The organism is Pseudomonas sp. ITEM 17296, assembly GCF_028895205.1.
In the GTDB taxonomy this organism is placed as follows: domain Bacteria; phylum Pseudomonadota; class Gammaproteobacteria; order Pseudomonadales; family Pseudomonadaceae; genus Aquipseudomonas; species Aquipseudomonas kermanshahensis.
In genome coordinates this window covers 1-23,931 of sequence record NZ_WJRS01000015.1, presented here as the reverse complement: position 1 = coordinate 23,931, position 23,931 = coordinate 1, and the positions used below count along the sequence as shown (strand labels likewise).

Here is a 23,931-nt window from a genome sequence, read left to right as displayed (position 1 = left end):
CGCATCACTCGGTCAACGGCCATTGCGCAAGCGGCCAGTACACACCCTTGCGCGATTCATACAGGGCGAAGTGCCGCGCGGCCAGGAAGAACTCCGGCGCCGTGGCGGCCTCCGGCGGCTGGCCGCGGTAGTCCCTGGACAAGGTCAGGTGCGGGCGGTATTCACGGCTCGCCGCCTCCACCCCCAATGGCAGCAACGCCTGCTGCAGGCCATACACCAGTTGCAGCAAGGCCGGCGGCGTTTGCTGCGGCTCAAGCACCAGTGCACTGGCGCGCGGCCACACCTGCAAACAGTCGAGCAACAGGCGCGGCGCCGCAGCCGGGCGCTTGAGCGCATCGACCGCAGCGCAGATCGAGGGCAGCAAGGCGGTGTCTACATCACCGAGAAACAGCAGCGTCACATGGAAGTTGTCGGCGGGTACCGGCTTGCCAGTGCGCAGGTTCAAACCGCGCCGCCACTGGGCCAGGGCACGGCGCTGGGCATCGCTGACCGGCAGGGCGAAAAACAGCCGTTTGAAAGGGGCGCCACTGGGGCGAACGTCCTGAACCATGTGATCTCCTTGACATGAAACGTTTGCGCAAGTGCTAGGCCATTACACCTAAGTCGCGCGGTAGTCACGTAACAATAAGTACAAACTGCTCCCATGATTGTTTATGCTGGCCAGCTTATGCCATGGCGCATGGCCATTTTTCGACAAGTAAACGTCCATGAAAATTGCACTCGTACTCCTCTTTGTTCTGTCGATCGCCTACGTTCACCTACGCGGTCGCGTTCGCCACAAGCTGACTCGCCAGCTGGGCGACCACTCCAGCTTCCTGGCCCCGGTCAACAGTTTCCTCTACCTGTTTTCCAAGCACCCGGCCAAACCCTACTTGCCGGTCGAGGCCTTCCCCGAACTGCAACCGCTGCAGGACCACTGGCAGGAAATCCGTGCCGAGGCCCAGCAGTTGCTCCACGTCGGTGAAATCAAGAAATCCGAGAATTACGATGACGTCGGTTTCAACTCATTCTTCAAGACCGGTTGGAAGCGCTTCTACCTGAAGTGGTACGGCGAAAGCCACCCCTCGGCCATGACCCTGTGCCCACGCACCACCGAACTGCTGCAAGGCATCGGCACGGTCAAGGCTGCGATGTTCGCCACCCTGCCACCGGGCGCCAAGCTGGTGCGCCACCGCGACCCGTATGCCGGCTCCTACCGCTACCACCTGGGCCTGGACACGCCGAACGATGACGGTTGCTACATCGACGTGGACGGCGAGAAGTACTCGTGGCGCGACGGTGAGGGCGTGATCTTCGACGAAACCTACATCCATTACGCGGCCAACACCACCGACCACAACCGCATCATCCTGTTCTGCGATGTCGAGCGCCCGCTCAAGTACCGCTGGGCAACGGCGTTCAACCGCTGGTTCAGCCGCAACGTGATGGCAGCCGCCGCCGCGCCCAACGATGCCAACGATAAGACGGGTGGCATCAACCGGCTATTCACCCGCATCTACAAGATCCGCGAACGCGGCAAGGCGCTGAAAAAGCGCAATCGCATGCGCTATTACCTGGAAAAATGGGCGGTGGTGGCGGCACTGGTGCTGGTGTTCATCTACATCTGATTCAGCACTGCCTGTGCCGTCGGTACAGGCAGCAGATGCCCTCGCCTTTTTCGACTAGCCTGAAAGCTCCACTCGCAACCACCCCAAGGTGAAGACGATGAGCATGATGGACTGGGACGCCTACCGTAAGCAGTTGATGGCCGGCATCGGCGATCTCAAGCAGTTGTCTCCCGACACCGTGGCCGGCTACATGACCGCCAGCGGTGCGGGCGCCAAGACCAACCACCTGGACGCCAAGACCCGCGAACTGATCTCCCTCGCGGTGGCCGTGACCACCCGTTGTGACGGCTGCATCGCCGTGCATTCGCAGCAGGCAGTGAAACACGGCGCCAGCCGCGAAGAGATTGCCGAAGCCCTTGGCGTAGCGGTGGCGATGAACGCCGGCGCCGCATTGGTGTACTCGGCACGCGCCATGGACGCAGTGGGCAAGGCCAACGGCTGACCCCGCGTGGCGTCGCCGCCCTTGCGCGACGGCGCCGCGCCACCCAGACTTGGCGGTCCAGCCATTGCAGGAACCACCATGATCCACATCCGCCCCATGACGCCCGAGGACTTCGAGCGTTTCTGGCCCACCTTCCAGGCCATTGTCCAGGCCCGTGAAACCTACGCCTTCGACCCTGCCCTGAACTTCGACCAGGCCCGCCAGTTGTGGCTGGAGATGCCCCTTCGCACCTGGGTAGCAGAGGATGACGGTGAGCTGCTGGGTTCCTACTACCTCAAAGCCAATGCTGCCGGCCCTGGGGCCCACGTAGGCAACTGCGGTTACATGGTCTGCGAGGCCGCGCGTGGCCGTGGCGTGGCCCGGATGATGTGCGAGCATTCGCAGAAGCTGGCGCGCCAGGAGGGGTTTCTGGCGCTGCAGTTCAATTCGGTCGTGGCCAGCAACGAAGTGGCCGTGGCGCTGTGGCACAAACTCGGTTTCGAAACGGTCGGCCGCCTGCCCAAGGCTTTCCGGCATGCCCGGCTGGGCTTGGTGGATTGCCTGGTGATGTACAAGTGGCTGGCGGATGAGCCAGTGGTGGAAAAACCGCCACTGTTGATCGGGCGCAAGAACATCGAGGCCCGCGTGTCGCGCCGCCGGGGGCGTTAGCCGACGGTAGGAGCAGCCTTGCGCTGCGAAGAGGCAGCGCATGCACTGGCCCCTTCGCAGCGCAAGGCTGCTCCTACACAAACCGCGGTGTTGGCAAATCGCTGCTTAGAACGCCAAGCCGACCTTGAAGCCAAACTCATCACGCTTGAGTTTGGTGTTGTCCGCCACGGGCGAGTCGCCATCCAGCTTGTACTCGGTGCGGGTGTAGTAGACCCCCGCCTGTACCGGCATGCCACCCTGCTGGTTCATCAGCAGGCTGACCTCGGCATAGGGGTTGGTGCGGTCTTTAAGGTCCACGGTGTCACTGCCGAAATCATCGACCTTCAGGCGCGCACGGCCATCGAGGGTGTGGCGCGCGCCCACCTCCACGCGCAGGGTCGACGCATCGAACTGGTGGTTGTAACCCAAGGCTGCCTTGGCGAAGGGCGACTTGACCGTGAGTTTGGTGTCCAGGTCGTTGATTTCGGGCTCGAAGCGCGACCAGCTGTAGCCGCCGCCCACGGTCACATCGACAAAGTTGCGCGCATCCAGTGCAGCACGCCAACCGAGGTCGAGATCGGCCTGGGCTTCCTTGAGTTTGTTGTCATTCTTCTTGCCGTACTTGGCCTCGGCACCGATCTGGTAGATGAAGCCGGACTCGGCGGTCATCTTGTTGCCGAAGGTGGCGAATACACCGCCCTGCCCCAAGTGTTCCTTGTCGGTTTCGCTGCCGCCTTCGAATTTGAAGTCGTTATAGGCACCCAGCAGGCCGAGGGTGAACAGCGGGTCGGTACTGGGTGCGGCGGTGGCGGCTAAAGGCGAAGCGATCAAGGCGAGCAGGCAAGTGTGACGCAACAGGTGACGAGCGGACATGCGTGAAGTCTCCATGACGTGAAAACAGTGATAACGAGCGGTTCGAGAGACACGCTTTGGAGAAAGTTCGAAAAAATTCATTGAGAGCGAATGCCTTGGGCTATGCAGCGCCTATGAGATCGAGCGCCGCCCGCGCGGCGCTTCGCAGCACAAGGCTGCTCCCACATCTGTTTCGGGCCAATTATTCCTGGGGCATGGGCGCGCGGCCCCTTGGTGCCCACCTTGATATCGAGCCGGACCAACAAGGCGGTCGCGCGCGCGCACAGGCGTTACTGGCCCGAAACAACTGTAGGAGCAGCCTTGTGCTGCGAAGCGCCGCGCGGGCGGCGCTCGATCTCATAGGCGCCCCCCCCTCACGCCATACACCCCCTCCAAATCCCCATTGCTGGCCACCCAATTAAAGTTATAAGATAACGTTTCATTTGACACCCATTCCTACCAGCGACCTTCCATGACTAGCGCCAGCGCCACTCCCACCCTGCTTACCCAGCGCCTGCAGAGCATCGATGCCCTGCGCGGCCTGGTCATCCTGTTCATGCTCCTGGACCACGTCCGCGAGACCTTCTTTCTGCACCGCCAGGTCAGCGACCCGATGGCCATCGACGTCACCGACCCGTCGTTGTTCTTCAGCCGTACCCTGGCCCATCTGTGCGCACCGGTGTTTGTCCTGTTGACCGGCCTTTCGGCCTGGCTGTATGGCGAGAAGTACCAGGGCCGTAGCGATGTCTCGGCCTTTCTGTTCAAACGCGGGCTGTTCCTGGTGGCGCTCGAGTTCACCCTCGTCAACTTCGCCTGGACCTTCCAACTGCCCCCCAGCGTGATCTACCTGCAGGTGATCTGGGCCATCGGCGTGAGCATGATCGCCCTGTCGCTGCTGGTGTGGTTGCCACGGGCAGCGCTGATCGCCCTGGGTGCAATCATCGTCGCCGGGCACAACCTGCTCGACAGCCTGCACTTCGGCGCTGAGTCAGCCCTGCACATGCCGTGGGCGATCCTGCACGACCGTGGCTGGCTGGCATTCTCCGACAACCTGCGCCTGCGCACGTCGTACCCCGTGCTGCCCTGGATCGGCGTCATCGCCTTGGGCTACGGCCTTGGCCCCTGGTTCGCCCGTGGCAGCGACGCAGGCCAACGCCAGCACCGCCTGCTGCTGGCCGGGGTGATCGCACTGCTTGGTTTTGTCGTGCTGCGCATGCTCAACGGCTACGGCGAGGCACCCTGGAGCGGGTACCCGACGTTGACGCAAACGCTGATGAGCTTCTTCAACATCACCAAGTATCCGCCGTCCTTGCTGTTCCTGGCTCTCACCCTGGGCTGTGGCCTGCTGCTGTTGCGCGCCTTCGAGCGTGCCGGCCAGGCCCGCTGGATCAACGCCCTGGCGGTTTACGGCGCAGCACCGATGTTTTTCTACCTGCTGCACCTGTATGTGCTGAAGCTGCTTTACCTGGCCTGCGTCGCGCTGTTCGGCCACAACCAGGGGGATTACTTTGGCTTCGACGGCATCGGCGCCGTGTGGCTGGGCGCCGCCTTGCTCGCCGTGTCGCTGTACCTGCCGGTACGTAGCTTCGCCCGGCTGAAGGCGCGTCGGCGTGACATCACCTGGCTCAAGTACTTCTGAAAAGCGTTTTCACCCGGCTGCCTGATGGTCTACCATGCCGGCCGCCGGTTTCCACCACGGAATTAATAGGGAATCCCAAGCCCGCTAACGCGGGCCAAACGGAACTGCCCCCGCAACTGTAGGTGCCGAGCCTGCTCCATCGATGCCACTGGATAACCTTGTCCGGGAAGGCTGGAGCTGGGCCATGACGCACCAGTCAGGAGACCTGCCGGCGCAAAAACACCAACCGGCGGGGTGTCCGGGATGGCCATCTCCACCCTTTTCTGGGTGCTGCCCCCTGCCGCGTGCACGGGGCTCGGCGATGCCTGTCCATGCGTTCATTCCGTGAACCCTTCGATAGGAGATCGTCCCCTCATGCTGCCTCGTCTTGCCGCTTTGATCGCCGGCCTCGGCCTCACCAGCCTGGCCCAGGCTGCCGCCACCCACTACCCGCTCACGGTCGACAACTGCGGCATGCCGCAGACCTTCGCCCACGCGCCCGAGCGTGCAGTGACCATTGGCCAGGCCGGCACCGAGATGCTCTACGCACTGGGGCTGGGCGACAAACTGGCCGGCACCTCGCTGTGGTTCAACAACGTGCTGCCCGAGTACAAGGCGCTGAACGACAAGGTCGAGCGCCTGGCCGACAACGACCCCAGTTTCGAGGCGGTGGTCAGCAAGCGTCCGCAACTGGTGGCCGTACAGTTTGAATGGATGGTCGGCGCACAAGGTGTGGTCGGCACCCGCGAGCAGTTCGACGAGCTGAAGATCCCGACCTACCTGCTGCCGTCGGACTGCGAAGGCAAGGACAACCTGGTGGGCGCCGACGGCACCCGTCTGCAGGCGTTCCAGGTCGAGAGCATCTACAAGAGCGTCAACCAGCTGGCCGAAATCTTCGACGTGCAAGACCGCGGCGCCGCGTTGAACGCCGACCTCAAGGGCCGCCTGGACAGCGCCAAGGCGCACTTGGCTGGCAAGGATTTGTCGAACACCTCGGCGCTGTTCTGGTTCTCTAGCGCCGACTTGGATATCGACCCCTACGTCGCCGGCCGCCAAGGGGTGGCTGACTTCATGCTGCGTACCCTGGGGGTGCGCAATGTGGTGGAGTCCACCGAAGAATGGCCGACCGTGGGCTGGGAAACCCTGGCCAAGGCCAACCCGACCTGGTTGATCATCGCCCGCATGGACCGTCGCCGCTTCCCGGCAGACGACTACCAGAAAAAACTCGAATTCCTGCGCAACGACCCGGTTACCCGCAACATGGACGCAGTGAAGAACGACCGCATCATCGTCCTCGACGCCGACGCCATGCAGGCCGGCATCCGCCTGTTCCGTGGCCTGCAGACGCTGTCGACGGCGTTCGCCAGCGGTAAAGCAGCCCAGTGATGAGCCGCCTGTTGCCCTACAGCGCCCTGGCCCTGGCAGCCCTGTGTGTCGCGCTGGTGGCCGGCACGGCGATCGGCGAGAGCAACCTGGCGCCGAACGTGGTCTACCAAGTGCTGGCCAATCACCTGTGGCAGGCCGGTTATCCGGTCGACCCGATCGATGCCGGTATCGTCTGGAACTACCGCCTGACCCGCACCCTGGTCGCCGCCGCCTGTGGCGCCGGGCTGGCCACGTGTGGCGTGATCCTGCAGGCGCTGCTGCGCAACCCGCTGGCCGAGCCCTACCTGCTGGGGTTGTCGGCCGGTGCCTCGACCGGCGCGGTGATGGTGGGCCTGCTGGGGCTGGGCAGCGTCGCCCTGAGCATGTCCGGGGGTGCATTCATCGGCGCGTTGGCGGCGTTTGCGCTGGTGCTGGTGCTGGCACGCGCCGCCGGGCCGAGCAGCAACAACGCCCAGGTGATACTCGCCGGCATCGCTGGCTCGCAACTGTTCACTGCGCTGACCGCGTTCCTCATCACCAAGTCGGCCACCGCCGAGCAGGCGCGCGGCATTCTGTTCTGGCTGCTGGGCAACCTCAGTGGCGTGCGCTGGCCGTCCGTGTGGCTGGCCCTGCCCGTGGCACTGTTCGGGCTGGTGGTGTGCCTGTGGCATCGCCGCGCGCTGGATGCCTTTACCTTCGGCGCCGACTCGGCCGCGTCGCTGGGGATCCCGGTGCGGCGCACTCAGTTGTTGCTGATCAGTTGTGCCGCCCTGGTGACGGCGGTGATGGTGTCCATCGTCGGCGCCATCGGTTTTGTCGGGCTGGTCATCCCCCACGCCCTGCGCCTGCTGCTGGGGCCCGGGCATAGCCGCCTGCTGCCGGCCAGTGCGCTGGGCGGCGCACTGTTTCTGATCAGCGCCGATATCTTGTCGCGCACGCTGATCCCAGGCCAGGTGATCCCGGTGGGCGTGGTGACCGCGCTGATCGGCGCGCCAGTGTTCGCGCTGATTCTGGTCAGCAGAAGGGGGCGCCCATGACCGTCATGGCCAACGTGAAGATTGCTCCCCTGGCCTGCCAGGGCTTAGGGCTGCAGCTGGGCGGCAACCCTGTACTGCGCGACATCGAGCTAACCGTTATCCCCGGCGAAACGCTGGGCATCGTCGGCCCTAACGGCTCGGGCAAGTCGTCTTTGCTCAAGCTGCTGGCGGGCCTGCGCAAGCCTGACAGTGGCCGTGTCGAGTTGCTGGGCGAGCCGCTCACGCAACTGCCACGCCGGCGCATTGCCCAGGCCCTGGCGCTGGTCGAACAGCAGGCCGATACCGCTGACGCCATCAGCGTGTATGACGCCGTTGCCCTGGGCCGCACGCCCTGGCTGTCGGCCCTGGCGCCGTTCAGCAAAGCAGACCGCGCCATCGTCGAGCAGGCCCTGGCCGACCTGGATGCCCTGCACCTGTGCACGCGGCTTTGGCATTCGCTTTCAGGTGGCGAACGCCAACGCGTGCACATTGCCCGCGCCCTGGCGCAACGCCCCCAGGTGCTGTTGCTCGACGAGCCGACCAACCACCTGGACATCCAGCACCAGCTGAGCCTGCTACAACAGGTGCAGGGGCTGCCGGTTACCACGCTGGTGGCCCTGCATGACCTCAACCAGGCGCTGACCTGCGACCGCCTCGCGGTGCTCGACAAAGGCTGCCTGGTCGCCCTCGGCAAGCCGCTCGACGTCCTCACCCCAGAGCGCCTGCTGAGCACCTTCGGCGTACACGCCCACTACCTTACCGACCCCTTCGACGGCGCACGCATTCTGCGTTTTCGCGCCCCCTGAACCAGGAAGTTCCCACCATGCTGTTGCGCCCTGTCGCCCTGCTGCTCGCCAGCACCCTGTTTGCCCCTGCCGCGCTGGCAGACGTGCATGAAGTGAAGATGCTCAACCGCGGTACGCAGGGCGCGATGGTCTACGAGCCGGACCACTTGCGCATCGCACCCGGCGATACCGTGCGCTTTGTGCCGACCATGAGTGGGCACAACGCAGCCAGTGTGCCGGGGTTGCTGCCGCAGGGCGCTGAGGCGTTCAAGAGCAAGCTCAACCAGCCCTACGAGCACACCTTCAGCGTACCCGGCATGTACGGTATCCAGTGCATTCCGCACTTGGCGATGGGCATGGTGATGGTGATCCAGGTGGGTGACGCGGCGCCGGCCACACTGCCTGCCAGCCTGCCTGCACGGGCGAAAACCCGCTTCGAAGCGCAACTGCAGAAGCTGGGGGCCGGGCAATGAGCCGGCTGTTGCTGGCCCTGCCTCTGCTCGGGCTTACCCCGCTCGCATTGGCTGACTCCGCTCAGTCCCAGAGCAACGGTTTGGTAGAAGACGCCAGCTGGAGCATCCTCAACCGCAGCGTGTTCGACCAGCGCGACTACAAGCATGGCGGGCGCAACAGCAGTGCGCGCAATGCCTACAAGCCACGCGACGAACGTAGCGGCAAAGCTGAGGAATGGGCCTACGGTTTGATGGGGACCTTGCAGTCTGGCTTTACCCAAGGCCTGATCGGCGTCGGTGTCGATGCCCACGCTTATCTGGGCGTACAGCTCGACAGCGGCGGTGGCCGTGCCGGCAAGGCGCGCTTGCTGGGCATCGACAACGACGGGCACCCGAAAAACGAATACAGCCGAGCAGGCGCAGCCTTGAAGATGCGGGTGTCGAACACGGTGCTGTCGTACGGCGAGCAGCGGGTGAAAACCCCGGTCTTCAGTTCGTCCGACAGCCGCTTGCTGCCCGAGACCGCGACGGGGTTTTTCCTCACCAGCAACGAGATCGACACGCTTCGGCTGGTGGCCGGCCACTTCAATGAAAACGCGGATCGCAACGCTTCAAGCCACGATCAAGGGTTCGTGGTGAACTATTCCAATGGCCGCCAGGGCAATGCCTTCGACCTGGCCGGCGTGGTCTGGAACCCCGGCGCGGCCTTCAGCGCCAGCCTGTATACCTCGCGCTACGAGGACAGCTGGAACCAGCACTACCTGGGCAGCACCCTGACCCACGCACTGGATGACCGGCGCAGCTTGAGCCTCGACCTCAACCTGTACCGCACCACCGACACCGGCAAGGCGCTGTCCGGGGGCATCGACAACACCACCTGGAGCCTGGTGTCGCGTTACAACCAGGGGCCGCACGGGTTCAGCCTGGGCTGGCAGCAGGTAGACGGCAATACACCGTTCGACTATGTGACGCGTGGCGCGATCTATATCGCCAACGCCGTGCAGATGTCGGACTTCAATGCACCGAACGAGAAGTCATGGCAGGCGCGCTATGACCTGAACATGGGCGCCTACGGTGTGCCCGGGTTGAACCTGACGGCGCTGTACGTGCGCGGGTTCGATATCGATGGCACGCATGTCGACCCCACCGGCGGCTACGCGTACCTGGGGTATGGCAAGGGTGGCAAGCACTGGGAGCGCGACCTGGAAGCGCGCTATGTGGTGCAGAGTGGCAAGGCCAAGGGCACCACGTTCTCGGTACGGCATAACGCGCACCGGGGGAACACGGCGCAGGCGGAGCTGGATGGTGACCAGATCCGCCTGGCGGTCGAATGGCCGCTGGGCGGCGGGTTCTGATCTTCGTTCAGGGACCCAGGCTTCGCACCAACGTGCCGGTGACGGGCTGCGCAGCAGCCCCCCGGTTCAAGACGCTGCAGCGGATAGCGGCTGCAAGCCCCATTCGGCTTTTTCCTTCGAGGTCATCGCAGCAAGCACTTCCATAAAGGTCTGCTCCAATTCTGCGCTGACATTGCCGAACGCCTTGTAGTTGGTCAGCAGGTAGCGCTTCACCGTATTGGGCCAACGCCCTTCCTTGTGCGCCGCATTGATGATGCCCTTGGCGTCGTGGCGCGTGGCACCCCGCCACAAATCCATCAGCCTGTTTTCGAAGTGGCCGAACGACCACGGGTCTCTGCAGTCTTCGAATTCGTCCAGCAGTTTGAGCTTGTACAGGGCCATGTGTGGCATCGGTGAATCTCCCTTGGGGGCGTTGGGTAAGCCTTGAGGGAGACGGTAAGCAAGCAGGTGCGTTATGGAAATGAACGCGTTGAACACTCCACAACAACAGCTGTAGGCGGTTTCTGACCGATTATGGCGACGTCATGCCAGCGTCAGCTGCATATGGGTGGTCTGCCAGACGGGGTCCTGCTCCACATCGATCACCGCGAACCCCTGGCGTTCCCAGAAGGCAATCGCGCCCGGGAGGAACGGGTGGGTGTGCAGGTACAGGCATTCGACACCCGCCTGTTCAGCCGCACCGCGCAAGGCGGCGAACAAGGCGGCGGCGAGGCCATGGCGTCGATAGGCCGGCAACACGAACAAGCGCACCACCTCGACCACGCACACCCGCTGATAGTCGAGTTGTGCGAAGCGATGGTCATAGGGCACATAGCCGATCACGGCCACCAAACGGCCCTGATCGCGGGCTTCGAGAAACACGCCTTCGCCGTCTAGGTAAGTCTCGGCGAAGCGAGCCAAGTCAGGGGGCAACGGTGCGTCGGCAAGCTGCGGGAAAAGTTCGCGGCGGGCGCTGTCGACAAAAACGACCACCTCGTCGATGGCGTCACGCGGGACGGGTTGGATGATCCAGTTCGGCATGTGGGCTACAGGCAATGAGTCGAGGGCAAAGGTTCTACCCCAGCGCGCCGCCCATGGCAAATTCTGGGCTCATCGCGATCAAGACCCCGGTATAATCGCAGGCCTAGACCGCCCAACCAGGCCACCCCATGCCCCGCCTCCAGACGTTGCTACTGCCCCTGCTGCTGATCACCGCCCTCGCCGCCTGCGACCAGCAACCCTCCCGCGAAGCGCAGATTCTGGCCAAGCTGCCGCTGCAGGACGCCTATGAGCACAACATCGACCGCATGGCGTCGTTGCTGGCCCCAGCCCACCCGCAGGTGCCCGAGGCGCGCATCCGTGAGGTGCTGCGCAAACACCTGACGGTCGAAGACCAGCGCCAGGACTTGTTCAAGCTCTACAGCGAAACGAATTTCAGCGACGCTGAATTCGCCAGCATCGTCGAAGCCATGCAGGACCCGGCCAAGGCCCGCGCACTTGAAGAGACTGAGGCCGGCAAGCGCCTGAGCGAAAAACTGACCGCGCTGATGCGCGAAACCGCCCGCGACACCCAGGTGCAGGCATTGGCCGAGCAGCGCATGCAGCAGGTCGAAGATGAGCTGGCTGAACTGGAAAAAGCAGGTTCCTGATCGACGTAACTCACCGCTACGGCGACAATAACGCACTACACCTACAAGCAGCAGGGTTACTCCCTTTTCGTACCAGTGAGGTCAGGATTGCCACACCCCAAGCACGGATTGCGCCTGGATTTACGCTCGCTCATTCTGATTCTCTGCGCCCTCACCGCGCTGCTGATGCTGTGCGCCAGTTATTTCGCCAGCTACCGGGTTCAGCGTCAGTTGCTGATCGACCACGCCCTGGAGGCCAACCGGGTGTACGCGGCGAAGCTGGCGTCGATCACCGAGACCTTCATCGCCAGTGCCTTGCAGCAGTTGTCGTTCAGTGCCGGCGTGCAAGCCCGCCAGTTGGCTGATGCCGCCGCGCTGCAGGCGGAGACCGACCGCGTGCTGCACCAGGGCCTGGCCTTCAACTCGACGTTCGTAGTCGATGCCGACGGGATCCTGCGGGCAATCTCCCCTGCCTCATTGCGCCACTACCTCAATACCAAGGTGCAGTCGCCCGGGGTTCAGGAGGCCTTGCAAGGGCGCAAGGCCCTGGTGTCGACGCCCTACCTGTCCACCGCCAACAACCTGGTGGTGGCACTGTCGCAGCCGATCTTCGATGCCAATGGGCGTTACCTGGGCTACGTCGGTGGCAGCCTGTACCTGCGCGAGCGCAACATCCTCAACAGCCTGCTGGGCGAGCACTTCTACAAGGACGGCTCGTACCTCTATGTGGTCGACCGCAACCGCCGCCTGCTCTATCACGCGGACAACCAGCGAGTGGGAACGGTGGTGGAAGGCAACCCGCTGATCGATCAACTGGCGACCCTGGACAGCGGCACCCGCCAACTGACCAACAGCCAGGGCGTGGAAATGCTGGCAGGGTTTGCCACGGTGCCGAGCGCTGGCTGGGGTGTGGTGGCGCAGCAGCCGCTGGCGCAGACCGTGGCGCCCTTGAGCCACCTTGTGCTCAACGTTATCGGCACCTCGGCGCCGCTGGCGCTGGTGGGCAGCCTGGTGCTGTGGTGGCTGGCGATGACCATCGCTCGGCCACTCTGGCAATTGGCGGCCGGGGCCAGGTCGATGGACCGCGCAGGCACCGCCGAGCGCCTGCATCGGGTGCCGGCCTGGTACTTCGAGGCGGCTGAGCTCAAGCGTGCGCTGCTGTTCGGGCTCAACCTGCTGCAAGAGCGCATCGGCCGGCTTAACCGCGATGCCCAGACCGACCCACTGACCGGGCTGGGCAACCGCCGCAACCTGGAATTCAGCCTGTCGTTGCTGCAGGCCGAAGGGCGGGCTTTTTCGGCCATCGTGCTCGATATTGACCACTTCAAGCGGGTAAACGACGGCCATGGGCATGAGGTGGGCGATCAGGTACTGCAGCGGCTGGCCGAGCTGATGCGCCGCTGTTGCCGAGAGGGCGACCTGCTTTGCCGCACCGGAGGCGAGGAGTTTCTCATGCTGCTGCCGGGGGCAAGCCTGGCGGTTGCGGCAGCAGTGGCAGAACGGCTACGGGTAACGGTGCAGGATACGCCGGTGGAACCCGTGGGCGCGGTGACGATTTCGCTGGGGGTTGCGCATTGGCCGGGCGGCACCGGCAGCGAGCCTGGCGATGCATTGAGCGAGGCGGACCGGGCGCTGTACGCGGCCAAACAGAATGGGCGCAATCGGGTGTGTGTCGCGCGAGTTCAGCCCTGAAACCCGCGCAGACCGTCACGGCCAGACCCTTCGCAAAAGTTGTTACAAGCCTTGTCATAAAACTGTCGTGTTTCAGTCATAGGATTGACCCCAACCTGACATTTTCACTCTTCATGGATGAGCGTCTCATGCGTCGTGTGGTTTTCAATCAGAAAGGTGGCGTCGGCAAGTCGAGCATCGCCTGCAACCTGGCTGCCGCCAGTGCCGCTGAAGGCTATCGGACCTTGCTCGTCGACCTCGACCCGCAGGCCAATGCCACCTACTACCTGACCGGCCTAGTCAATGACGCCATCCCCTCGGGCATTGCCGACTTCTTCCGCCAGACCTTGTCTTCCGCCACCGCGCACGGCAAAAAGCCCCGTGTGGCGATTACCGAAACCCGCTACAGCAACCTGCACCTGATCACCGCCAGCCCCGACCTCAGCGACCTGCAAAGCAAGCTGGAGAGCAAGTTCAAGATCAACAAGCTGCGCAAGCTGCTGGTGGAATTGGCAGAAGACTACGAGCGGATCTACATCGACACGCCGCCGGCGCTGAACTTCTACACCTTCAGCGCCCTAGTGGCCGCCGAACGCCTGTTGATTCCATTCGACTGCGACAGCTTCTCGCGCCATGCGCTGCACAGCGTCATGGCCGAAGTGGAGGAGCTGCGCCAGGACCACAACCCAGCGCTGCAGGTGGAGGGCGTGGTCGTCAACCAGTTCGCCGGGCGCACGGCACTGCACCAGACACTGGTCGATCAGTTGCGCGGTGAAGGGGTTCCGGTGCTGCCGGTGTACCTGAGCAGCTCGATCAAGATGCGCGAGTCGCACCAGGCGTCGGTGCCGCTGGTGCACATGGCGCCGCGGCACAAGCTGGCGTTGGAGTTTGCCGACCTGCTGGACGTGCTGGAGCGCGCGGCCTGAGCCAAGCGGGGTGCTTTGCACCCCAGCATTTTGCGTCACCAGGGCTACCCGATCACGCATTCGGGTGATAGATTCGCCGCCATGAAAACCACCCGGCAGACCCGCACGCTGACCGCCTGGACGCTTTATGCCAGCGTCCTGTTCAGCCTATTGCTGTGCGGCCTGCATCACGGCCAGATGAGTGGCCTGCGCCTGGCGGGCCTCGAGGGTGGTTTCTGTTCGATCAGCAGTGACCACGGCCCGGCCATCAACCTGGACAACGCCGGTGGCGACCAGCACATGGCTCAGCTCGACTGCCCTGTGTGCTCCTCGTTCGGCCTGGCAGTGCCGCTTGCCCACACCGGCTGGGCGTTCCTGCCGCCCCAGTCCGGGGCCACCTCGCCCATTGTCGTGCGCAGCTGGGCACAACCGCCGCCGCGCTACTTGCGCCCTGCCCTCAACCCCCGCGCCTCCCCCGCCGCGCTTCCCGCAGCCCTTCTGTTCGCCTGACCTCAAGCGGGTGCGCCTGTGCGCGCTCGCGGTCAGCCATGACTTTTGCGTGGAAGACACGACAACATGATCCGCAAGACCTCCCTGGTGCTCCTCATGGGCACTTGCACCTTCGCCTGGGCCGACACTGCCCCGGTCGAACTCAACGCCACCACCATCGATGGCGAACGCGACGCCCCCTCCGGTGTGCAACTGGACGAGCCGATCCAAACCGGTTCGCGCCTGGGCCTCACCGCACGGGAAACCCCGGCATCGGTCAGCGTCTCGGACCGCCGCCTGATCGAGGCGCACGGCGCCAAGGACAGCCAGGACGTGATCAACGCCATGACCGGCGTCAACGCCTCGGCCAACCCCGGTTATGGCGGTTTCGTCGCCTACCGGGGCTTCACCCAGAACCAGGTCACCCAGCTCTACAACGGCATCAACCTGGGCTACAGCAGTGCCACCCGGCCAGTGGATGCCTGGGTACTCGACCGGGTCGAACTGATCGGCGGGCCGTCCTCTTTCCTGCATGGCGCGGGGGCCGTGGGCGGCTCGATCAACTACATCACCAAGCTTGCCAGCCGCGATCAGCAGATCATCGATGGCCGCCTGCGCTACGGCAGTTTCGATGACTCAGAAGTGGCCTTCGGCATCAATCAGGCGCTGGCCAGCAACCCCGCCGACGCCCGCCACTTCATGCGCCTGGACTTCAGCCGGGGCCAGGGCAACGGCTACATCGACCGTAACCAGCGCAACACCGACAGCCTGGCGTTTTCGGTACTCAGCGACCTGGCGCCCAACCTCACCCACACCCTCGCGCTGGAGTACCAGGAAGACCGCGAAGACAGCCCGTACTGGGGTTCGCCGATCCTGCCGGGCCGCAGCACGATGAAGATCGACAAAAGCCGCCGCTTCGAAAACTACAACGTCGCGGACGGGCGCTACGAACAGCGGGTACGCTGGCTGCGTTCGATCCTCGACTACCAGCTCAGCGACAGCACCAGCGTGCAGAACACGCTGTACCACTACAACGCCCAGCGCGACTACCGCAACGTTGAACGCTACAGCTACACCGCCAATGGCAATGTGCAGCGCAGCAGCCCCTACCTGCAAAGCCACGACCAGAACCTGTTGGGCGATCGCATCGAGTTGCGCCATGACAACACACTGTTCGGCTTCGCCAGCCAATGGTCGCTAGGGCTGGAATACTCGCGCATGCGCCAGACCCTTTACCCGACGTCGAGCAGCTGGAGCGACGTCGTCGACCCCGACCATTTCGACCCTGGCAGTTTCGACGACATCCCCGTGGTGAATGCCGGCCTGACCAAGCAGCGTCGTCACGAAGTCACCAACCGCGCGGTGTTTGCCGAAAACCGCCTGCAACTGACCGATCGCCTGGCCTTGCTGACTGCCCTGCGCTATGACTACCTGGACATGCAAGTGACCAACTACGGAACGGTCTCGCCCACCTCGCCGGCGTTTTTCGAGCGCCGCTGGGAGCCGCTTTCCGGGCGCATCGGCCTGACCTACGCGCTGACGCCCAGTGCCAGTGTGTACGCGCAGTACAGCAGCTCGGCCGATCTGCCAGCCGGCTCACTGGCAGCGGCGACCTACTCCAACGTCGGCCTGTTCGACCTGTCCAAGGGCGAGCAATGGGAGGTCGGCAGCAAGTTCGACTTCCTCGACGGCCGCGGCGCCGCCACGCTGGCGCTGTACCAGATCGTGCGCAAGGACTTTGCCGTGCGTGACTCCAACGATGCCAACCAGACGGTGCAGGCCGGGCAGCAGACCTCGCGCGGCGTCGAGCTGTCAGGGCGGCTGCAGGTCACGCCGAAACTGCTGGCCGAGGCCAACTACGCCTACGTCGATGCGCAGTACGACACGTTCAACGAAGCGGTCAACGGGGTATCGGTGTCACGCAAGGGCAATACGCCGGTCAACGTACCGGCCAGCGTCGCTAACCTGTGGCTGACCTACAGCTTCACGTCCGCGTGGTCGGCGGGGGTCGATGGGCGCTACGTGGGCTCGGTGTATGCCGACAATGCCAATACCCTAAAGGCACCGGCCTACACGCTGTTCGGTGCCTTCGCCCGCTACCGGCTGGATGAGCACACCACAGTGACCGGGCGGGTACGCAACCTGACCGACGAGGTGTATGCCAAGCAGGCCTACAGCTCCCAGTACTACATGGGTGCTCCGCGTACCTTCGAGGTGGCGCTGGACATGCGCTTCTGATCGAACAGCGCTGCCACGGGGGTTATCCCGTGGCAGCGCTGCCAGTGATAAGCTGCCACGTTCATGACCCGCCGGCTCACGAAGACACCCGGCTACCGTTTCAGCAAGGAAGTTTACGTGTTCAAAACTCTGCCCCCCGCGCTCCTGAGCGCGGCTCTGATTGCCCTGGCTGGCTGCCAAGCGTCCCCGCCCACGGACACTCAGGCAGCCGCCGATGCGCAGGCGTTCAAAACCTTCACTGTCGAGATGCAGCGCGCCTTGGAGCGCAGCATTGCCCTGGCCCCAACTGGCGAGCAGCTGGGCGCCGTCACCCTGCAGGTCACCTTCGACCGGCACAGCGCCCCAGTCGCCTGCAAGGCCAGCAAGGCCCCGTTCAAATACGGCGCGCTGCTGCCCGCCGACGTCATGCCCTCCGACCATCAGGCGTTGGCCAACCTGGTCGAGGCACTGTGCTGGAAGACCATTTACCCGGTCGTGCCTGCGTCGCTGTTCGGCGGCGAGGCAACGCTCGACGTACGCGCACCGATCATCGTCCAGCTGCCCGCGTCTATCCAGGCCCCCGGCAGTGCGCGCCAACGCGCCAACGCCCAGCGCGAGTACTTCTGGCAACAGCTGCTGCGCGATCAGCCGGTCACCAGCATCGGCAAGGCGACGGTGTTCTACCAGGCCAATGCCCAAGGCAAGGTCGAGGGTTGCCTGGTGCAGCTTTCCCCAACCCGCCTGCGTGAAGCGGCCTTCCGCCTGGACGGCAACCTGCAGGCGCAGCTCAACAGCCGTTGCATGAAGCTCGACCTGAGCACGATGCCGGGCTTCAGCACCAATGAGCAAGGCACAGCCGAAGGCTACAGCGAACTCGACTATGCCCCGTGGAAGGTTGGCCGGCAGTAGCCTGCCTGGTTGAAACAGACATCCCAGTGTCGCCCTCGACGAAGCCCCCGCAGGCGCTCACCGATCTACTGGCAAGCACAACAATGATGACGCGGCCCGACCGCGTCACGTTCATTCAGGCTGCCAATGGAAACCGGAGAGCTCCCACATGTCCGCACCTCATGAGGTATCCCCCGCCACCCTGCGCCGGGTGATCGCCGCCTCTGCCATCGGCAACTTCGTCGAGTGGTTCGACTTTGCCGTCTATGGCTTTCTCGCCACGCTGATTGCCAGCCAGTTCTTCGCCAGTGAAGATGCCAGCGTGGCTTTGCTCAAGACCTTCGCTGTGTTTGCCGTGGCGTTTGCCCTGCGCCCGCTCGGCGGTATCGTGTTCGGCGCACTGGGTGACCGCCTGGGGCGCAAGCGCATCCTGTCGCTGACCATCTTGCTGATGGCCGGCTCCACCACCTTGATCGGCTTGCTGCCGACCTATGCCAGCATTGGCCTGGCGGCCCCCGTGCTGTTGACCCTGGCCCGTTGCCTGCAAGGCTTCTCGGCGGGTGGCGAGTACGCCGGCGCCTGCGCCTACCTGATGGAGCATGCGCCCAACGACAAGCGCGCGTTCTACGGCAGCTTCGTGCCGGTCTCGACCTTTTCTGCCTTTGCCTGCGCGGCGGTGATCGCCTACGGCCTGGAAGCGAACCTGACGGCCGAGGCGATGAACGCCTGGGGCTGGCGCGTGCCTTTCCTGATCGCCGCCCCGTTGGGCCTGGTTGGCCTGTACTTGCGCTGGCGCATGGAAGAAACCCCGGCGTTCCGCGAAGCCGTGGCCCAGGGCAAAGAACACGAGCACTCGCCGCTCAAGGAGACCCTGCGCAACCATGGCCGGGCTATCCGCAACCTGGGGGCGTTCATCTCGCTGACGGCGCTGTCGTTCTATATGTTCACCACCTACTTTGCCACCTACCTGCAACTGGTCGGCAACCTCACCCGTGCGCAATCGCTGCTGGTAACCACAGTGGCGTTGTTGTTCGCTGCCATCGGCTGTCCGCTGGCTGGGGCGTTTTCTGACCGGGTGGGGCGGCGCAAGACCATTGGTTTCACCTGCCTGTGGGTGATGGTCTGTGTGTTCCCGGCGTATTGGCTGGCCAGTTCCGGCTCACTGTCCGGGGCGCTGCTGGGGGTGATTCTGCTGGCCGTGGGTGCGCTGTGCAGCGGGGTGGTGACTGCGGCATTGCTGTCGGAAAGCTTCCCGACACGGACCCGCTATACCGCGTCGGCGATTACCTACAACGTGGCCTATACGCTATTCGGTGGCACTGCGCCGTTGGTGGCGACCTGGTTGATTGGGCAGACGGGTAGCAGCCTGGCACCGGCGTTTTACCTGGTGGTGATTGCGCTGGTGGCTTTGGTGGGAGGGTTGGCATTGCCGGAGACGTCGCGCATTTCGTTGCATGATGAGGCCGGCATAGAGAGCGTGCGGCCTGGGGTGCGGAGCAGCGTTTGAGATTTTGGGGCTGCTCTGCAGCCCATCGCCGGCAAGCCAGCGCCTACAGGTAGTGCGCCAGCCAGAAAAGGCGCGGTACCTGTAGGCGCTGGCTTGCCGGCGATGGGCCGCACAGCGGCCCCGGCATTATCAGCCTTCCTCCACCTCTTCCCGCCGATACGCCCATTGGTACAACGCCGGCAACACCAGCAACGTCAACGCCGTGGACGACAGGATCCCGCCAATCACCACGGTCGCCAGGGGCCGCTGCACTTCCGCCCCGGTCCCCGTGGCCAATGCCATCGGGATGAACCCCAGCGAGGCCACCAACGCGGTCATCAGCACCGGCCGCAAGCGCGTCAACGCGCCCTCCTCGACCGCCACCCGCAACGTGCGCCCTTCCTCGCGCAGGCTGCGGATAAAGGCAATCATCACCAGACCATTGAGCACCGCCACCCCCGACAGCGCGATGAAGCCCACCCCTGCGGAAATAGACAATGGAATATCCCGCAACCACAGCGCCAGTACCCCACCGGTCAAGGCAAACGGAATACCGGTGAACACCAGCAAGCCATCCTTGAGGTTGTTGAACATCATCAGCAGCAAGGCCAACACCAACAGCAAGGCCACCGGCACTACCACCTGCAGACGCTCGGCGGCCGACTGCAACTGCTCGAACTGGCCGCCCCAGCGCGTCCAGTAACCGGGCGGTATCTGCACCTGCTCGATCAGGGCCTGCTCGGCCTGCTGCACGAACGAGCCAAGGTCGCGGCCACGCACGTTGGCACTCACCACCACCACGCGCTTGCCATCCTCACGGCTGACCTGGTTAGGCCCCAGTTGCAGGTTCAACGTCGCGACCTGCGACAGCGGGATGAAACCGATCTGGGCAGCGCCGGCTGCACTGCTCGCCGGTACCGGTATCAGCAGGCTGGAAAGCCCGTCGACATCGGTACGCACAGTCTCGGGCAGGCGCACCACCATGTCGAAACGTCGGTCGCCCTCATACAGCGTGCCTGCCTTACGCCCCCCCACGGCAATGGCGATGGCGTCTTGCACGTCGCCGACATTGAGGCCATGGCGGGCGGCCTTGTCACGGTCGATATCAATGGTCAGCACCGGCAGGCCTGTGGTCTGCTCGACCTTGACCTCCGAGGCGCCCGGCACACGCTGCAGGCTGCTGGCGATTTGCGCGGCGGTCTGGTTGAGCACGTCCATGTCGTCCCCAAACACTTTGACGGCCACATCACTGCGCACACCCGAGATCAGTTCGTTGAAGCGCAACTGGATCGGTTGCGACAGCTCGTAATTGCTGCCCGGCACACTGGCCGCGGCGCGCTGCACTTCGGCAATCAGCGCCTCACGTGGCTTGCTCGGGTCGGCCCATTGCGCGGGCGGACGCAGCATTACGTAGGCGTCAGAGATGTTCGGCGGCATCGGGTCCGAGGCGATTTCGGCAGTGCCGGTGCGGGCGAACACGCGCTCCACTTCCGGCACCTGGGCAATGATCGCCCGCTCCAGGCGCTGCTGCATGTCTACCGACTGCGTCAGGCTGGTGCCTGGCACGCGCAGCGCCTGCAGGGCAAAGTCGCCCTCGCTGAGGCTGGGGATAAACTCGCTGCCCATGCGGCTGGCCATCACCCCGGACAACACCACCAGCGCTGCCGCCCCGGCGAACGCCAGCTTGCGCCGGCCCAACACCCAGCCCAGCACCGGTGCATAGCGCTGGCGCGCGGTGCGCATGACCAAGCCTTCTTCTTCCTTGACCTTGCCGGTCACGAACAGCGCCAGCGCCGCCGGCACGAAGGTCACCGAGAGGATCATGGCACCCAGCAGGGCGATCACGACGGTGAAGGCCATGGGGTGGAACATCTTGCCCTCGACCCCGGTCAGGGCAAAGATCGGCAGGTACACCACCATGATGATCAACTGCCCGTAGATCAGCGGGCGCCGTGCTTCACGGGCGGCGGCAAACACTTCATGGAAGCGCTCGGCGCGGGTCAGCATGCGGCCATGGCGCTGCTGGGCGTGAGCCAGGCGGCGAATGGCGTTCTCGACGATCACCACCGCGCCATCGACAATGATGCCGAAGTCCAGCGCGCCGAGGCTCATGAGGTTGGCACTGACCTTGTTGCTGAACATGCCCGTGAAGGTAAACAGCATCGACAACGGGATGACCATGGCGGTAATGACCGCAGCGCGGATGTTGCCCAGGAACAGGAACAACACGGCGATGACCAGGATCGCGCCTTCGATCAGGTTTTTCTTCACCGTGGCGATGGCTTTTTCCACCAGGTTGGTACGGTCATACACCGTCACCGCGACCACGCCCTTGGGCAGGTTGCGGTTGATCTCGACCAGCTTGGCCGCCACCGCCTGGGAGACCGTGCGACTGTTCTCGCCGATCAGCATGAACACCGTGCCCAGCACTACCTCACGGCCATTTTCAGTCGCAGCCCCAGAGCGCAGCTCTTGGCCCAGGCCAACCTGAGCGACATGGCTGACGCGTATCGGAGTGCCGTCGACGCTGGCGATGACGATGTTGGCGATGTCCTCGGCGGAGTCCAACTGGCCCGGTGCGCGGATCAGCAACTGCTCGCCATTGCGCTCGATGTAGCCGGCCCCCACGTTGGCGTTGTTGCGCTCCAGTGCCGCGATCAAGTCATTGAGGGTGAGCTTGTAGGCCGCCAGGCGCTTGGGCTCCGGTGCGATCAAGTACTGCTTGGCATGGCCGCCAATGCTGTTGACCTCGGCCACCCCCGGCACATTGCGCAGCTGCGGCTTGATGATCCAGTCCTGGATCACCCGCAGGTCGGTCTGGGTGTAGGGCGTACCGTCGTCCTTGAGCGCGCCCTCCTCGGCCTCGACGGTCCACAAGAAGATCTCGCCCAGCCCTGTGGAAATCGGCCCCATGCCCGCCTCGATGCCGTCGGGCAACTGTTCACGGGCCACCTGCAGACGCTCGTTGACCAATTGACGGGCGAAGAACAGGTCGGTGCCGTCATCGAAGATCACCGTGACCTGGGACAAGCCCGAGCGGGACAGCGAACGGGTCTGCTTGAGGCCTGGCAGGCCGGCCATGGCCGTTTCGATGGCGAAGGTGATGCGCTGCTCGGTCTCCAATGGCGAGTAACCGGGCGCGGCGGTGTTGATCTGCACCTGGACGTTGGTGATGTCCGGCACGGCATCGATGGGCAGTTTCTGGTAGCTGTGGATACCCACCGCAGCCATCAGCAGCACGGCAAGCATCACCACCAGGCGCTGCTCGATGGCGAATTGGATCAGGCGTTCGAACATGGCGTCGTCCCCGGTTTCAATGGCTGTGCTCGGCGGAGCCTTTGCCAAGCTCCGACTTGAGGACGAAGCTGCCGGCGGCAGCGACCTGAGTGCCTGCAGCCAGGCCGGCGACGAGTTCTACCTGGCCGGCGTCGCGGCGCCCTGTCGTCACCGGGCGTGCCTCGAAGCCTTGCTCGGTACGCACGAACACCACGGTCTGCTCCTCCCAGGTCTGCAACGCGCTTTCCGGCACCACCACGGCGGCGGTCGACCGCTCGACGCTGACCGCAATGTTCACGAACAGCCCAGGGCGCCAGGCACCGTTGGGGTTGGCCAAGGTGGCGCGCACGGTGGCGGCGCGGTTTTGTTCACCCAGCAGGCTGCCGACGTAATTGACCGTGCCCTCGACCTCGGCGCCCAGGTCCGGCGCACTGACCGTGACGCTGCGCCCGGTGACGACACGGTTCAAGTCGCGGGGGGCGACGGCGAAGGTGGCCCAGACCCGGCTCAGGTCGGACAGTGTGAACGCGTTGCTGGAGGCGTCGACCACCTCGCCCACGCTCATGTGTTTTTCCACCACCACCGCGTCGAAGGGTGCGCGTAACTCATAGCGATTGCCGGCGCCGGCGGGGCCGACTGCCGCGACCTTTTGCCGAGCATTGGCCAGCGCGATCTCGGCCTCCTGCAACACTTGGCGAGCCTGCTGGTAGTCCTGTTCGGCGCTGATGCGTTCCTGCCACAGCTGCTGTTCGCGCTGGAAGGTCAGACGCGCCAGTTCCAGGCGGCGCTGGGCTGCCTGTTGTTCGCTGCGCAGGTCAGAAATCTGCTGGCTGGCGATCACTGCCAGCACCTGGCCGCGCTTTACCGCCTGCCCGAGGTCGGCCTGCACCGACTCGACCACGCCCGGTACACGCGGCACGACATGCGCGGTGCGGTCTTCATCGAAACGGATCTCACCCGGGTAGCTGATGGCGGTGCCCAGCTCGCGGGGGCCGGCAGCTACCAACTGCACGCCAGCCGCCTCGATCTGGGCGCTGGAGAGGTGCAATTTGCCTTCCTCGTCGGCGTGGCCTTCTTCGGCCTGCTCGTCATCGTGGCCGTGGCCGTCTTCGCCATGCGCGTCGTGCTGGGCTTCGCCGCTCGAGGCCTGGCCGAGGTTGCCGGTCCAGGCCAGGCCACCGAGGCCAAGCACGGCCAGAGCGACCGCCAGGAGGGCGATCTTGCGTGGGTTATCCATTGTTGCTCCTGCTGTTCGTATTGTTGCTCAAGCCAG

Annotated in this window: 22 protein-coding genes and 1 riboswitch; of the genes, 16 read left to right on the top strand and 6 right to left on the bottom strand. The window is 64.3% G+C overall.

Features of this window, described 5'->3' with window-relative positions; translation table 11 throughout:
* Positions 1-4: 4 nt before the first annotated feature.
* Complete coding sequence (thpR, locus tag GIB19_RS17255; protein ID WP_274887308.1) at positions 5-550, bottom strand: RNA 2',3'-cyclic phosphodiesterase; 546 nt, start codon at positions 548-550, stop codon at positions 5-7.
* Between the two features lie 157 nt (positions 551-707).
* On the opposite strand from thpR, the gene lpxO reads away from it, so the two are divergent.
* The 3 genes from lpxO (at position 708) to GIB19_RS17240 (ending at position 2,697) form a co-directional block, all read left to right on the top strand.
* A complete protein-coding gene (gene lpxO, locus GIB19_RS17250; protein ID WP_027593830.1) occupies positions 708-1,607 on the top strand; it encodes a lipid A hydroxylase LpxO in 900 nt (299 codons plus the stop codon).
* A gap of 97 nt (positions 1,608-1,704) precedes the next feature.
* A complete protein-coding gene (locus tag GIB19_RS17245; RefSeq protein WP_013973174.1) occupies positions 1,705-2,049 on the top strand; it encodes a carboxymuconolactone decarboxylase family protein in 345 nt (114 codons plus the stop codon).
* A gap of 78 nt (positions 2,050-2,127) precedes the next feature.
* Positions 2,128-2,697 carry a GNAT family N-acetyltransferase gene (locus GIB19_RS17240; RefSeq protein ID WP_027593832.1) on the top strand — a complete coding sequence of 190 codons (570 nt, stop codon included), beginning with the start codon at positions 2,128-2,130 and terminating at the stop codon, positions 2,695-2,697.
* Positions 2,698-2,802: 105 nt separating this feature from the next.
* On the opposite strand, the gene GIB19_RS17235 is transcribed toward GIB19_RS17240, so the two are convergent.
* Positions 2,803-3,549: an outer membrane beta-barrel protein gene (locus GIB19_RS17235; RefSeq protein ID WP_027593833.1), complete on the bottom strand. Its 747-nt coding sequence runs from the start codon at positions 3,547-3,549 to the stop codon at positions 2,803-2,805.
* A gap of 451 nt (positions 3,550-4,000) precedes the next feature.
* Between GIB19_RS17235 and GIB19_RS17230 the strand changes: the two genes are divergently transcribed.
* The 6 genes from GIB19_RS17230 to GIB19_RS17205 all read left to right on the top strand — a co-directional run bounded on the left by GIB19_RS17230 (position 4,001) and on the right by GIB19_RS17205 (position 10,119).
* Positions 4,001-5,167, top strand: a complete 1,167-nt coding sequence (locus GIB19_RS17230) for a DUF1624 domain-containing protein (RefSeq protein ID WP_274887304.1) — start codon at positions 4,001-4,003, stop codon at positions 5,165-5,167.
* Positions 5,168-5,195: 28 nt separating this feature from the next.
* Positions 5,196-5,394: riboswitch (cobalamin riboswitch) on the top strand.
* Between the two features lie 127 nt (positions 5,395-5,521).
* Positions 5,522-6,532 carry an ABC transporter substrate-binding protein gene (locus GIB19_RS17225; protein WP_274887302.1) on the top strand — a complete coding sequence of 337 codons (1,011 nt, stop codon included), beginning with the start codon at positions 5,522-5,524 and terminating at the stop codon, positions 6,530-6,532.
* Positions 6,532-7,548: a FecCD family ABC transporter permease gene (locus GIB19_RS17220; RefSeq protein WP_027593836.1), complete on the top strand. Its 1,017-nt coding sequence runs from the start codon at positions 6,532-6,534 to the stop codon at positions 7,546-7,548. The genes GIB19_RS17225 and GIB19_RS17220 overlap by 1 nt, the downstream gene beginning before the upstream one ends.
* A gap of 5 nt (positions 7,549-7,553) precedes the next feature.
* Positions 7,554-8,333 carry an ABC transporter ATP-binding protein gene (locus tag GIB19_RS17215; protein WP_446731391.1) on the top strand — a complete coding sequence of 260 codons (780 nt, stop codon included), beginning with the start codon at positions 7,554-7,556 and terminating at the stop codon, positions 8,331-8,333.
* A 17-nt stretch (positions 8,334-8,350) separates the two neighbouring features.
* On the top strand, positions 8,351-8,785 hold the full coding sequence (locus tag GIB19_RS17210) for a pseudoazurin (protein WP_274887300.1): 435 nt from the start codon (positions 8,351-8,353) through the stop codon (positions 8,783-8,785).
* The gene (locus GIB19_RS17205) at positions 8,782-10,119 is read left to right on the top strand and encodes an OprD family porin (RefSeq protein WP_274887298.1); all 1,338 of its coding nucleotides are present in this window, start codon (positions 8,782-8,784) and stop codon (positions 10,117-10,119) included. The genes GIB19_RS17210 and GIB19_RS17205 overlap by 4 nt, the downstream gene beginning before the upstream one ends.
* Positions 10,120-10,185: 66 nt before the next feature.
* On the opposite strand, the gene GIB19_RS17200 is transcribed toward GIB19_RS17205, so the two are convergent.
* Both GIB19_RS17200 and GIB19_RS17195 read right to left on the bottom strand, forming a co-directional pair.
* On the bottom strand, positions 10,186-10,509 hold the full coding sequence (locus tag GIB19_RS17200) for a hypothetical protein (RefSeq protein WP_274887297.1): 324 nt from the start codon (positions 10,507-10,509) through the stop codon (positions 10,186-10,188).
* Positions 10,510-10,641: 132 nt separating this feature from the next.
* On the bottom strand, positions 10,642-11,139 hold the full coding sequence (locus GIB19_RS17195) for a GNAT family N-acetyltransferase (RefSeq protein ID WP_238217784.1): 498 nt from the start codon (positions 11,137-11,139) through the stop codon (positions 10,642-10,644).
* 128 nt (positions 11,140-11,267) lie between these two features.
* Here GIB19_RS17195 and GIB19_RS17190 point away from each other — a divergent pair, with 128 nt between their 5' ends.
* The 7 genes from GIB19_RS17190 to GIB19_RS17160 all read left to right on the top strand — a co-directional run bounded on the left by GIB19_RS17190 (position 11,268) and on the right by GIB19_RS17160 (position 19,403).
* The gene (locus GIB19_RS17190) at positions 11,268-11,747 is read left to right on the top strand and encodes a hypothetical protein (protein ID WP_265969456.1); all 480 of its coding nucleotides are present in this window, start codon (positions 11,268-11,270) and stop codon (positions 11,745-11,747) included.
* An 87-nt stretch (positions 11,748-11,834) separates the two neighbouring features.
* Positions 11,835-13,418: a sensor domain-containing diguanylate cyclase gene (locus GIB19_RS17185; protein WP_274887296.1), complete on the top strand. Its 1,584-nt coding sequence runs from the start codon at positions 11,835-11,837 to the stop codon at positions 13,416-13,418.
* A gap of 128 nt (positions 13,419-13,546) precedes the next feature.
* Positions 13,547-14,323 carry a ParA family protein gene (locus GIB19_RS17180; RefSeq protein ID WP_027593844.1) on the top strand — a complete coding sequence of 259 codons (777 nt, stop codon included), beginning with the start codon at positions 13,547-13,549 and terminating at the stop codon, positions 14,321-14,323.
* An 81-nt stretch (positions 14,324-14,404) separates the two neighbouring features.
* Entirely contained in the window at positions 14,405-14,812 is a 408-nt protein-coding gene (locus tag GIB19_RS17175) for a DUF2946 family protein (protein ID WP_085273260.1), read from the top strand.
* Between the two features lie 66 nt (positions 14,813-14,878).
* Positions 14,879-17,029, top strand: coding sequence for a TonB-dependent receptor (locus GIB19_RS17170; protein WP_265969460.1), 2,151 nt, complete (start codon positions 14,879-14,881; stop codon positions 17,027-17,029).
* A 117-nt stretch (positions 17,030-17,146) separates the two neighbouring features.
* Entirely contained in the window at positions 17,147-17,917 is a 771-nt protein-coding gene (locus GIB19_RS17165; protein WP_274887295.1) for a hypothetical protein, read from the top strand.
* 148 nt (positions 17,918-18,065) lie between these two features.
* Positions 18,066-19,403 carry an MFS transporter gene (locus GIB19_RS17160; RefSeq protein WP_274887289.1) on the top strand — a complete coding sequence of 446 codons (1,338 nt, stop codon included), beginning with the start codon at positions 18,066-18,068 and terminating at the stop codon, positions 19,401-19,403.
* Between the two features lie 129 nt (positions 19,404-19,532).
* Here the strand turns inward: GIB19_RS17160 and GIB19_RS17155 are convergent, their stop codons facing one another.
* Together GIB19_RS17155 and GIB19_RS17150 are read right to left on the bottom strand one after the other, a co-directional pair.
* Positions 19,533-22,679, bottom strand: a complete 3,147-nt coding sequence (locus tag GIB19_RS17155; protein WP_274887288.1) for a CusA/CzcA family heavy metal efflux RND transporter — start codon at positions 22,677-22,679, stop codon at positions 19,533-19,535.
* Between the two features lie 16 nt (positions 22,680-22,695).
* Entirely contained in the window at positions 22,696-23,895 is a 1,200-nt protein-coding gene (locus GIB19_RS17150; protein WP_099429875.1) for an efflux RND transporter periplasmic adaptor subunit, read from the bottom strand.
* Positions 23,896-23,931 lie beyond the last annotated feature (36 nt).

Excerpts from the sequence above, each read along its gene's own strand:
- thpR (WP_274887308.1), bottom strand. The coding sequence starts at position 550 with ATGGTTCAGGACGTTCGCCCCAGTGGCGCCCCTTTCAAACGGCTGTTT.
- lpxO (WP_027593830.1), top strand. The coding sequence starts at position 708 with ATGAAAATTGCACTCGTACTCCTCTTTGTTCTGTCGATCGCCTACGTT.
- GIB19_RS17245 (WP_013973174.1), top strand. The coding sequence starts at position 1,705 with ATGAGCATGATGGACTGGGACGCCTACCGTAAGCAGTTGATGGCCGGC.
- GIB19_RS17240 (WP_027593832.1), top strand. The coding sequence starts at position 2,128 with ATGATCCACATCCGCCCCATGACGCCCGAGGACTTCGAGCGTTTCTGG.
- GIB19_RS17235 (WP_027593833.1), bottom strand. The coding sequence starts at position 3,549 with ATGTCCGCTCGTCACCTGTTGCGTCACACTTGCCTGCTCGCCTTGATC.
- GIB19_RS17230 (WP_274887304.1), top strand. The coding sequence starts at position 4,001 with ATGACTAGCGCCAGCGCCACTCCCACCCTGCTTACCCAGCGCCTGCAG.
- GIB19_RS17225 (WP_274887302.1), top strand. The coding sequence starts at position 5,522 with ATGCTGCCTCGTCTTGCCGCTTTGATCGCCGGCCTCGGCCTCACCAGC.
- GIB19_RS17220 (WP_027593836.1), top strand. The coding sequence starts at position 6,532 with ATGAGCCGCCTGTTGCCCTACAGCGCCCTGGCCCTGGCAGCCCTGTGT.
- GIB19_RS17215 (WP_446731391.1), top strand. The coding sequence starts at position 7,554 with ATGGCCAACGTGAAGATTGCTCCCCTGGCCTGCCAGGGCTTAGGGCTG.
- GIB19_RS17210 (WP_274887300.1), top strand. The coding sequence starts at position 8,351 with ATGCTGTTGCGCCCTGTCGCCCTGCTGCTCGCCAGCACCCTGTTTGCC.
- GIB19_RS17205 (WP_274887298.1), top strand. The coding sequence starts at position 8,782 with ATGAGCCGGCTGTTGCTGGCCCTGCCTCTGCTCGGGCTTACCCCGCTC.
- GIB19_RS17200 (WP_274887297.1), bottom strand. The coding sequence starts at position 10,509 with ATGCCACACATGGCCCTGTACAAGCTCAAACTGCTGGACGAATTCGAA.
- GIB19_RS17195 (WP_238217784.1), bottom strand. The coding sequence starts at position 11,139 with ATGCCGAACTGGATCATCCAACCCGTCCCGCGTGACGCCATCGACGAG.
- GIB19_RS17190 (WP_265969456.1), top strand. The coding sequence starts at position 11,268 with ATGCCCCGCCTCCAGACGTTGCTACTGCCCCTGCTGCTGATCACCGCC.
- GIB19_RS17180 (WP_027593844.1), top strand. The coding sequence starts at position 13,547 with ATGCGTCGTGTGGTTTTCAATCAGAAAGGTGGCGTCGGCAAGTCGAGC.
- GIB19_RS17175 (WP_085273260.1), top strand. The coding sequence starts at position 14,405 with ATGAAAACCACCCGGCAGACCCGCACGCTGACCGCCTGGACGCTTTAT.
- GIB19_RS17170 (WP_265969460.1), top strand. The coding sequence starts at position 14,879 with ATGATCCGCAAGACCTCCCTGGTGCTCCTCATGGGCACTTGCACCTTC.
- GIB19_RS17160 (WP_274887289.1), top strand. The coding sequence starts at position 18,066 with ATGTCCGCACCTCATGAGGTATCCCCCGCCACCCTGCGCCGGGTGATC.
- GIB19_RS17155 (WP_274887288.1), bottom strand. The coding sequence starts at position 22,679 with ATGTTCGAACGCCTGATCCAATTCGCCATCGAGCAGCGCCTGGTGGTG.
- GIB19_RS17150 (WP_099429875.1), bottom strand. The coding sequence starts at position 23,895 with ATGGATAACCCACGCAAGATCGCCCTCCTGGCGGTCGCTCTGGCCGTG.